This window comes from Anaplasma ovis str. Haibei (assembly GCF_002214625.1).
GTDB classification, from domain to species: Bacteria; Pseudomonadota; Alphaproteobacteria; order Rickettsiales; family Anaplasmataceae; genus Anaplasma; species Anaplasma ovis.
The window spans coordinates 265,275-277,541 of sequence record NZ_CP015994.1 but is presented as its reverse complement, the minus strand read 5'-3'; the positions used below and the strand labels follow the sequence as shown (position 1 = coordinate 277,541).

Annotated in this window: 2 protein-coding genes; both read left to right on the top strand. The window is 50.5% G+C overall.

The window, feature by feature from the left end; genetic code table 11:
• Nucleotides 1-823 precede the first annotated feature (823 nt).
• The gene (locus AOV_RS01180; protein ID WP_199463072.1) at nt 824-6,991 is read left to right on the top strand and encodes a hypothetical protein; all 6,168 of its coding nucleotides are present in this window, start codon (nt 824-826) and stop codon (nt 6,989-6,991) included.
• A 521-nt stretch (nt 6,992-7,512) separates the two neighbouring features.
• Nucleotides 7,513-12,102, top strand: coding sequence for a hypothetical protein (locus AOV_RS01170; RefSeq protein WP_075138799.1), 4,590 nt, complete (start codon nt 7,513-7,515; stop codon nt 12,100-12,102).
• Nucleotides 12,103-12,267: the final 165 nt, after the last annotated feature.

Sequence of the window (12,267 nt, the reverse complement as noted above, 5' to 3'; positions counted from 1 at the left end):
ATCACGGCCACGGGAACTTCGCACATAATCGAACTCCCTCTGGTTCGCCCATCTTATAAATAGCATAGTACCCTGTGAGCAATGCAAGCAACGTCATACAGCATTACGGGAAATGGCAGCTCATCTATTCGTGCCTAGAGCGCAAAAAATTATTGACTTACCTACCGGTACCGCGTACAATTTCCGGGTTCGTTTGCCCTGTTGCGTTACGCTGGACTGCTTGCGTTGCCGGCTTCGGTCGCGTCTATCGCGGGGTCTGGTGGCTGTGGCTACCCTTCGGGTTTTCGTGGGGAGCCGGGGATGCGTGGCAGGTGGCTAGATTACCGTTGGAGGTTTCTGTCGTTCAAAGCCGTTAACGTTGCTTGCACCAGGGGTGTAGACAAGTCGCCGGCGGTCCTGCGTGTGGAGTGGGGCGCGGCAACGGGAGTGGGCGTGTTTCTGTCTAGTTAGCACTGTCAGGTCTTGTCGGGCTGCATCTCTGATTGCCAGGCGAGAAAAAGGTGACTTGATCTACAAGCTGCGGGTGTAAGCGAGTAACCAAAAGTTAAGTTATATTGGCGCGTGCGTGCAGCAGTTTTAGGGATAGGGAGCAGAAGCATGGTCTCCAGGCTATATACAAGGGGTTCGTGGGTGGCGGTAGCCACGTGCTTTTCGTCGGCGCTAAACGGGAGGAGGCACTTTGATACGTACAATCGATGTGCTGGGGGCATGGGAGAGCCGTGCAGATGCAGTGCAAGCACCCGTTGTTCGTTCCTCACTCGCATATGTGTGCCCTTCATTCAGACCTAGGTAGAAAAAGAGGGGGGGGGGAACCGTTGGTGAGATGACTATTGACGTTGTAACAACCACACGTGCTAAACAATCCGCTAGCACAGAAACTGCACAGAGTGGTATCGAAAGTGAGTTCAAGGCCGTTGCTGATGAGGCTCAGGATATTACCCGCGCACTCTCAGCGAGCGGTAATATACAAGAACCACAGAACGCTGCACCATCCCCCACGGCTGTAGACCAGGGTAATGAAACTGCTACATCACCATCCCCCAGTACCGAGGGTGATGGAAGTGTTATACAATCTGGCAGTGTGCAGCATGCAACAGGATCAAGTGCCACATTAAAACTCAAGAGCGCACCGGACCAAGCGATGCGTGATGCTGTTCTAAGCCCTTGGAGTCTGATTAATGCTGGAGAACATCATAGTAACAACAGTAGAAATGCAAAGTCTGGCGACATTCGGGAATTCTGCTCGAAGTACCTATGTCGGGGAACTGACAAGCGTGAAGGCCTGCTTAATTTCATAAAGGCGTCACGTGTTGTCGGACCCACAAGCAGTGATCCTAGCCAAGTCGCATCAGTAGTGCTTACCGAGACGCATGACTTCGTCGTACTAAATACCAACAATATGAATGTGGGTACTCTAGAAGCAGAGGTGCAGTATACGGTTACTACTACAATTGAACAGGACAAGTACAAAGTCAGCGATCTGACCGTTAAAATAAAATCCACAGATTCAACAGACCCAGAGCTGACATACACAAGTACTAATACCTCTGAAGTTTCCTTGCCGAAGCCTGAAGCTATCACGGCAAAGGAGGGACAACAAAATTCTGGAGGCAGTGACGGATGCTCTTCCGGCAATGAGGGAGGACGTTCTGCAACACTGCAGGGTGAAGATTCCGTCCTTGTTTCCCATACCACTACAGGTGCTGAAGAAGAGCACGACCAGCAGACCACTGGTACGGCATCATCTGGAACAGGGTCAGATGAGAAGGAAGCCACTGCACATGGAGAGGACGCTCCCCAGGTGGGACAAGTTAGTTCACCAACTGTGAACACATCCTGGAGTACATTTAGTGGTGCAGCCGCACACTCCACGCCAGGAGGACAGGCTTCCAGTGCTGGTGCCACAGCAGTTGGGCGACAGGATGTGTTCACAGTTGGTAAGATGACTCGTGACAACAGTAGAAATGCACGTACTGGTTACATTCGAGAATGCTACTCGGACTTATGTAGGGGAACTTACAGAGACCTGCTTAACCTCTTAAAGGCGTTATTTCCCAATTTAAAAGTAGTCCCATGGAATAATGTAACAGTATCCACATGTACCAGATCTACACACAGTGATCCTAACAAAGTCGCATCAATAGCATTTATCGAGAAGTATAATTTCACTATACGAGGTACTAATAATAAGGAGGTTGGTACCCTAGAAGCAGAGGTGCAGTATACAGTTACTCCTACAATTGGGCAGGGCAACGGGTACAAAGTCATCGACCCAACCGTTAAAATAAAATCCACAGATCCAACAGGCCCAGAGCTGACTTTGTGCCCAAGTATTTTTTCAACTCTTGGTGGTACAGGAGCTGGCACAGGTACAAGTGGCATAGACCAAACTCTGGCTGCTGGTTATGCTGGTACAGGGTTAAGTCAGAGATCAAGTGGTACTGATGGTACAGGAGCTGGCACAGGTACAAGTGGCATAGACCAAACTCTGGCTGCTGGTTATGCTGGTAATGGTCAAGCCCTAGCTGGTGGTGCAGGGTTAAGTCAGGGATCGAGTGGTACTGATGGTGCAGGTACAGACCAACATGGTGCCACAGCAGTTGGGCGACAGGAACAGCAGAGCTATACAGGCAGCAATGCAGAAGGGGGGGGGGGGACCGTTGGTGAGATGACTACTAAAATTGCAACAATCACAAGCGCAGAAACAGCACAGAGTGCTGCATCGGAACATGGGGCAACATCTGCAGCGGGCGCCACAGTACAAGCACCATCAAGCGCTGCACTATCCTCCACATCTGCAGACCAGGGTTCAGCGGGTACTGCGCTACCCTCCAGTACCGAAGGTAATGAAGCTGCTACATCACCATCCCCCGGTACTGAGGGTGATGGAGGTACCGAACAACAGGGCAACCAAGATGCGGCAGCAGAATCGGGTAGCAGTGCCACATTTACACCAAATGACACAAAAAAAGAGGGTACAGCAGTACCTGCGGAATCTGGCAGCAGCAAAAGTACGGCTAATCCACAGGAGGAGAAATTGCGTACCGCTTTTTCAAGCGGCAAGGTGCAAGATGTCGTGAAGGTGTTACTCAGTAGCAATGATGAACGTGTACAAATTTTGGCACATGTCTCCAACCGCACCACAGGGTCAGATGGTAGCCCGCATATCGACAAGCGCTATGTAGCACGCGTAACATCTGATAGTAACGGAACCACCGAGGATTTTTACGTCCATCTCGTATATAAACTCCCCCGCCCCGGCATACGGGAGCACAAGGTCCGTGATGTGCATCTCAAGGTCAGACAAGCCCTCAACAGTGTAAGTATTGATGCACCCAGCGGAGGCCTTGTGCTCGATACGGTATGGAAGCCAGACAAAACAGTAACCACATCAGGATCCACACCCGCAACAGATGCAAGCAGTAAGATATATGCACATGACGCCATCAGGGCGCCCATTAATGCATTCAATAAGCATCCGATGCTTGAATGCAAACTCACCGAGGTCGATCTTGCAGAAGATATACACGGCATGCTACTGACCGATGCGTATGTGTACCAGAACACGGTTATCTTACATAGAGATACACAAACCAGTGTCGTAGACGCTCGGTACAATAAAGTAATGAATGCTGTGGCAGAGACTTTATACTATGCAGATACCCCTGATATACGGCCTATCCTGACACGTTTAGCAGAGTATAGCATCATGCACTGCGGAATTATGGAACCTGGTAGTGGAAACGGTAATACTGCCATAGAGCAACATTACGTGTTCAGAATTGCAAATCGAAGTAATAAAGTGCCGCCATGCTGCAACATACACGCCTTCGTGTCAGGCAAACTTGCGTCACAACAAGATGGTGCTGCGCGCAGGGATCAACTTGCGTTCGCAGTGCGTCTTGTACACGCCCCCAAATTCAGACTGAGTCTTTTCTTGGCTGCATCGCATAGCGCGAAAACCCACAGAAGTAGGCAGAAGCAGCAGTTCGTCATGCATGGCGGCGCTGCACCCGTGTTGCAAGTCATATCAGAACAAGATGATGGAAGTACCACACAATTGCCCTCCACAGGTGGTACTGAGGGTAATGGAGGTGCTGCACAATCTGGCGAACAAGGTGGCACTGAGGATGGTAAAACTGGCGCACCAGGCTATGATTACACGCTTCCCATTATCGTAGTGAACAACTATGAGCAAGATTTAAAACCAATTGACAGCAGCACTCCGGAACATGTTGTAAAGTACCTAAAAAACGTGATAAAAGGGCACGCGGTAAGTGAGGAAATGAACGAAGCACTCGTCGAAAGCCTCGTGAGAATTTCTCCTACCGGCAGTGAGGGCTCAAAGCGTGCTGACGCTGGCTTTGATAGATTGTTGCAAGACAACAGTGTGAAGGTAAACGGAAGTGCACTTACAAATGCAGGCGGTAGCAGTGCGTTGAGTGCGCTTAGAGGAGCGCTGAATTGGAAATCAGGTGCAACTGACCTGCTGCTGCGCGCAGTAATCAACACATGCGATACGACATATAACGGATTCACTGTGGTTTACAGCGATGGAACACTAAATAGAATCCAGCCAGTGATTAAACAACAGGTACTAGACCTGAAGGCTGATAATTCAGCAACTCCGGGAAGTAAAGCTGAGATTGTTAGAGACCTGCGGCTAAAGTATGAAATCGGTGGTGACGCTTTTGAAACGTCTGTGAAGGTGCAATATGAACTGTCTTTGAATACACACGAAGACGGGCGTACAGAGTTAGCGGTCGCAAACATCCAAGCTGCCGCGGCCCCCGTGGCGGGGAGCAGCTCGCCTCGTCCCGTTGCGCCCACAACTCTCTCATATTCATGGTGCAAAAATGAGGTGGTGAGTGACTTATCGCAGCTTTCTGCCACTGGGTGCACGCCTTCTTTGGCAATCAGTGCTTGCATAGGCCAGCACGGACTCGGAAGCGTGTTCCTGCTGCCAGGATCAGGCAGCGGGTTTTCACTCACCAGAAATGCAGCCAAGGAGAGCATCTCGAAGTTCTACTCAAACAGTACCGGAGCTACTACCACGCTGGGAACCATAAGCAATCAAGCGCTGCGCAATCTTGGGTTACAGCTATTTCGAAAAGATGCACGCAACAACACCCTAGAGATAAGTAAGCTTTTATCGGCTATCTCTAAGCATCTTGCAGTAGCCGTGTGCGAAGTTACAAAAACTAACGACAAGACCCACAAAATCCTCGGGATAGAAGGTGAAGGCGTAATAGCGGGCGCCAGAGTGGAGCAGGACTACAAGATGTCGATGCACGGCAATGCAAAAGATATAGTTGTGCGCGTTGTATATGATGTACTGCTCGTCGAAAGCGAGTTTACCTACACAAAGGGACTGACGAAGGGCATAAACACAGACTATGTAGTGTGCAATCTGAAGGTAGGATGCGCAGTTGCATCACAGGCCGGTAGTCTCAGCATGATGGAATTCCCGGTCCCAATGATGACAGTCTTGTCTGCGCAGCGCGCCGTGTCACAAGAGGTTGCCGCAGCAATGGCCAGAGAAATCCCCAAGTTCAATGATGGCGCGCTGGCTTTGCCGGAGGTAGGTGGCACAGGTACAAGTGGCATAGACCAAACTCTTGGTGGTACTGACCAACATGGTACTGATGGTACAGGAGCTGGCACAGGTACAAGTGGCATAGATGGTGCTGGTACGGGTAGTGAACATGGTACAGAGGTACATGCAAGTGGTACTGATGGTACAGGAGCTGGCACACTGAAGAGGAACGGCAGCAGTATTTCCGCTGCCCCACAAGCACGCAGCGAGCAAGACAAGCTTAGTAGAACCCTCCTTGATACCAAAAGTACCGGCCTGTGGCTGCAAAATGGCGAGTTTCGTAATGAAAACGACATTGCACTCATTCTCAGTAACAGTGATTTGCTGCGCGCGGTGCTATTCCCGAAAAAGGTTAGTGCAGAAGAATATACCTCTCATGTCATATCGCGTATGGCAGAGATATGCCTGGGTTGCAGCAATGCATCATCACTCATCATAAAGAACGTAAGCAGCAATGCAAAACTTGAGGACCCACAGAAGAGATTGTATAAGGTGGTCAAAACTGCAGATGTAAGTGTGGCAGGATCTAGTGACGTGCTTGGTGTGTCTGTAGAGTATAAGGTATCCAAAAAAACACATCGCCAAGGTAGACGACGGGGTGGCAGCAGCTATACTGCTGTTTGCGCAATCACCAATGCTAAACTAACTATCAAGCAGCTGGACGCAGACGGAGTGGCCCGAACATCCGCCACATTTGGAATCCCCAATACGAAGTCTAGGTCAGTATCCACCCCGTATAAAAATGCAAAAATCGAGTGTGCAGAACAGGTACAGAAACGCCGAGAAGCAGAGTCAGTACAGCAACATAGAGAAGCAGAACCGGTACAGCAGCACCAGGAAGATGACGTATTGACCTCCAGAACACGGGAAGAGGAGGTTACAGCCGAAAGAAAAGCAGGTAAGTGGGTCGAGAAAACTTTGTTTGTCGTAGAAAGTTCGCAAGACGACTCCAAGAAAAAGAAACGGTGCTTCGTCGTGTTGTTGTTTTGGTGGTTTGTGGGACTGCTTGCGCAACTGTGGGCATACATCGTTGTGGCGGCGTTGTGGTGCTACAACCTTATAATACGCTGTTGTTGCAGATCTCTCGAAAAGGTGGATAACGCTAGTACGGTAAACCTGCGCGATTTCACCACACTGCAGCGCACTAAACAAAAGCCAAATACGTATGACAGCGGTGCGGAAAAGTTTGGGAACTATGCACATTTGCTTCAGAGTCCTATAGATAACGCCGATGAAACGCAGGAAGATGAGCGCATGCAGGAGGATATTGGTCCCCCGCCAGTAGCAGTGGTTACACCTGAAGTACAAAACCGTGCGCCTGGAAGCGTGTTGGACGAAGGTGAGGTGACTAACGCAGTGGCATATGACTATAGTTCCGCTGCCGTGGGAGCCTAGAGTTAGTAGCGGCTTAGAGCACGCGTGGCCACTTAACGCAAGTTTCAGGCCGTGGACGCACCATATAGCTCTAGATGTGGGTGGTGAATCTGGAGTACTCTTGTAGGTTTTTGTCACAAGTGCTGTGCCCTACTACTGAGCGGTATGGCTGCCAACAATTATGCGGAATGACATACATTAGGTGTAATACGTCCAAAAAATCATGCTTACGTCAGCATATATCGCTCCCGAAGTACACATTACGTAAACTGTAAGGCGTTGTTATCAATTTACAAATAACACATGCACCATGGTTACGATCTCAAAGACTATCGGGGCAGACAATACGGCAGAATGCGCATGGTGTTGCACTACTGGCACATAAATGGTACAATGCAGGCGCGGGGTTGTGCACCCCCAGTGTCAGTGGCTTGCCAGTGGCGCGGGCGGTGCGTGTTGCACGGTCTCGTCGCCCTTTCGGGGCTCTGGCGCCGTTTTGGTGCACGATCGTGGGTCGGTGGCTGCCGTAAACTGAGGTTCCAATGGGTCCAAAACTGCTGAAAGCACCCAGCGACTTGGGTAAGTCGCTCATGGCGGACCCGGGGTGCTTATATAAAGGGGAAATCGAAGGCAAAAAACACGAGCCTGCTCTTGCACTACTTCAATACATGTACGAACTTGCGCAGAGGCTTAATAGCAAGCAGGTTTTCACCCCTATAGACTTTGACGGCCCAGAGGCAGCAAGTGATGATCTACTAGCGAATAGATTCATAGAGCTGGCACAGGTCGTAGGATCGCCATACTCTAGTATCCCTAAAGAAGCGTGGCGGGCTGTGATCACACTCGTCGAAGCAACTCCCGATGCGCGCACGCACCTACCCAAATTTTTGGCCGAATGCTTTGAGCCTGAGTGCATCAGGTTCGCAAAGTTCGAAATTTGTCCGTTTTCACACTTCACAATCTCGGCAATCCCCCAAGATTCTGGCCTTCTTTCTAAGTTTGGAAGCAAAGTTACGCCTGCTTATCTTATAGAAGAGCGGGTACAGTTTAAAGTTGCTAACACCAGAGGAGAGAATCTAGGTGTATTTACGATGCACACAAAGTGCATCATAAGCCAAAACAAGAAGCTATCGAGCGACACATCGGTAGTGATGGATGTAGGTAAAACAGAAATCCAAATCACCAATGATTTGTGTCGAGACTCCAGGAAACAGGGTTGCAAGTGCGTCTACAAACCCCCAGCAAAAGAATACAAGGTCTACTTGGCACCACCTGCGGCTGATGGCAAACCAGGCGTGCGGCGCAACATTACTGATACCCCAACAATGCTCTTGAGCGCCGATGATTACATCTGTAGGATTTTCGACGGTGCCGCTGGTGTGGAGTATACCCCACGTATTTTCCGGGGTCTTCTTGGCCCGACTCTGCAGGTAAATCCGAGTGACATTGACGTAGTCAAGCACACAACATTTCTAAAACAGAGCAAGATAGCACATGAACGCTCGTTCCCCACCAGTGGCAACAGGGAGCAGTCCTCAAATGTGGAGAAGCGTGCAGTCATCAGATCCGAAAACGGAAAATATATGCACGCCGTGCTCCGCTACAACGTTGTGCACAGATACGAGATTCCAGGTTCCTGCGAAAGCGCCACTAGAATAGAAGATCTGAAGTTCTATGTTGAGATTGTGGCGGACGGACGCAAAAACCCGCTATTCCTCACCAAGGATGAAGTGGATACCTCAACGTTCGAGCAAGTAAGAATCAAGAGCAGTACAGAGCTCGCCACAAACGCCGCGTGGGATGATGCTTCAACGGCGCAACGTTGCGGTTACACCAACTTAGCAACAAAGCAAACACCTGCGCAGTACAGCGCAAGTAGTCAGGACCAATGGTGCTTCGTCACAGAAGACCTGTTGGAGGATAGTTATGAGCGTTACGGGGTTGCACACCCAGACAGACCGATAATCACGAGTGAAGGAGTGCAGCATGACACCTTGAACTTCCTTGTTAGCCAAGCCGTATACAACGAGGCTAGTCAGAGCGTCGATCCTATATCCATGGAGATAGAAAAGCACTTTGTCTCCCACAGAGGGCTTGTATCCGGAAGCAGCATCAACATGGAGCATAAGGAATCAGGATCCCAGCACAGAGTCGAAGAGCACTTCATCTTTTATCCAAAGGGCAGTAAGCCCAACAATACAAGCTTGAAGGTACACGCTTTTGTGTCATACATCGTGCATGGATACGACTGGGTCACAAAGGAAGGAGGAAGGGTGGCGTCGTTGGGAGCAAAAGCACAACTGGGTATGCGGTTTGTAAACCCGCAGTTCAATCTAGATGAGTGTCTGCAGGTAGGCGACAGCAGCATTGATTCAGGCAGCTTTCAGGTGTTTGACATCGCACTAAAGGGGGACACACATATACGGTGTGACAAGTTCAGAGACGCTATTGGAAAAATTGACGTTGCCAAAGATGGCGCTTTATTCTCCCCAAGCCAAAACAGGGATGGTGCAGGGGGAAAGCGTAAGGAGGAAGTCAAGGTAGTAGACCAGGAGCAAGTGGTCTTTGAGCAGATGGCTCGATACTACGGAGCTGCAGCATCCGCTAGCGGGGAGGATGGGGGGCCTACAACAAACAACATTACTGGGCCACTCATACCCGAGACACGCATATTGGCCTCAAGCGCAGTTGGAAGACTCTTGCGCTTATATGATACGGACGCGATACACGTCGTAGGGCGCGGTCGCCGCGGCAGGGCGGCGCAAAGCACATCGGCAGCGAGCTTAGTAAGGTTTGCGCCTTGTCGCAGCAATAATCTGTCCGAACTCGCGCAGAAGAGGCTCGAGCTCCTGGAACTGTTGGAAACATGGATAAAGGAAATTGGCCACCAAACCCATACCTCGCTTTTTGAAGCCACAATCAACCTGTGTGGCAACTTTTCACATGAGGGTTTCACGCAGTTTTTGCTCAGCCAATTCCAAGATTACACGCGATTCCCGAGCAAGGCTGCCGTTGTTGACAAGAAGCTGTTTTTGCAGTTCGATCAATCTGCTTCTGAGGACGGAAAGCCGCAAGATAAAATTCGCGTTGTGCAGCACGCTCTCGTGGCTCCAATGGCATGGTGGCAGACAGAAAATTTGCACCTGGTAGTTTGTTACGATGTTTGCGTAACACAACTAGATAACGGGCTTAAGCAGTTGCGGGTTACACATCCGGTCGCCGCAGTGAAATCGTGCAGCGATACAAGTCTGAAGACGGCGAAACCGTACACTTCCCTTCAGTTGGAGCGTGATAGCGAATTCAGAGTGGTAAGGATACCTAGTAATCGTGTACCTGAACCCGTAAAGGCACTGACAGTAATGCAGTCAGTACAAGATAATTTCGCCGGGTATAAGTATCTTATACAGGGAGCCAGCGAGTCGCATGGTCCCAGGCAATCAGTCTCTGAAAAAATGCGTACGTGCATTATGGAGTTTGTTGGGCTTCACGGCATCGACAAACTTCTGGGCAGTGAATACATTTCCACTCCCGATCGCACGTACGACGTGCTAGCAGAAGATTATAAATTAGGTGGGAGGGGTATTGAACAGCCAAAAGGCAGCATAGCGGCATGCTACGATGAAGTCGTCAACGTATTGTCGCGCGCCAACTATGATAAATTTGTTAGGTTCTTCTGTACGGCATTGGGTGTAACCAGAATAGACGACAGAGAGTCTGAATGGGAGGATGTTGGTACCTCAGTGTTCAAAGATCACCTCCCCCAACAATCGGGCGGAGGGATTGCCATGACGCATGAGTTGGCGTTCAGTGCAAAAAGTATTGTTACCGGCACACCTCCTCTGAATGTCAGGGTGACTATATCATATACCTTGCTATACCGTGGCGCTAATTATGGAAAGAATCTTTTCGCAATGGGTGACCCATCGGTAACAGTAAGTATGTTTACAAACGATGGCAGAGAGCTGGGAAGTGCGTCTTTGCGGAGTGATGCGCTCACCTTGCCACTGCAGGCGATAATTGCGGTCACAAGCATGAGGGAGCAAAATGTTCGGGGCCGACACGGCCGAGAAGAGCAGTTTGTGCGGAAGCTGCAAGACACAACCCCACAACAAAAAGAACAGGATGGAGCCCATGCTGATGTGGGCTCCGAACCCACAGCGCCTGGTGCAGCGGTAATGCTATCTGGGGCACGTGATGATGGCTCTGAGTCTGAAGATCAGACAGTGGATGATGAAAACCGAGATGAGGTGCTCGTATCAAAAGATGTGGATGCAGAACCGGCAGCAACGTCTGAAACGGAGTTGGGGAGTCATGCAGTCCCGAGGCACAGTGCTGTATCCAAAACGGAAGGCGTTGGTGGCGCAGCAGGGCCAGTGCATGATTTGTCACAGGACATAGCAGCATGTCTGAGTGCGGCCAATCAGGAAGTGGGGAGTAGGCCAGGTACGGCTCGCAGCAGTGGTTCCTCTACCTCACTCAAAAAGCAAGCGCCGAGAACCAAAAGGAGGGAGGGATCCGCCACACGGGCGTCGTTGTATGACACTATGACGTCCTATGATAGCTATGATAATAGGGGCGATGACCAACCACGGATGCCTGGTCGCAGGCAACAGCGACCGGATGATGATTTCCCATCAGTAGTTTTCGAACCGGCAGGTCACACTACGTGGTGCGAGAGGATCTTGAGTTTCATTTTCCGGATTCTGCTCTCGGTTTGGGCCTGCATAAAAAGCGTACTTTCTTGGATGTGGGCTCTTTTCCAACCCACCCACGGTAGCGCAGATGGGCTGCACAGATATGACGAGCTACGCACACACGGAGGTAATTCCCGGGCCAGGGGTCACCCCAGAATTGCGACAAGGCAACAGGCTGGCTTCAGCAGCGTGAGCTCGGTTGTTGGGAGTGGACGCCATCAATCAGGGGGACACACATACGGTTCTACACACATATCATATTCCGGCGGCAGCGAGAAGGCGGCATCGGTCTCCAACGGCAGTGAGCATACGTCACGCACCGCCAGCACAAGGTCATCAGGCCGTCATCACAGTAGCAACCCAACCACAATTGTAGACAGTGCAACTGCTGACCAGCTGCAGCGCGGTGGCGACATGCGTAGGCGTGCAAGAATGTGACCGCAAGTAAAACTCTTGAGACGTAGTTAGAACATGTGTCGCCAAAACACGTCTTTGTGCATATGTGGCGCCACACTTATAGCGTGAGCTGCTACACGGAGCTGGGCTCCGCACAAGAAACCGTGCTTGCCACAGCTCACGGTTGTCAACCTGCACACATTAACG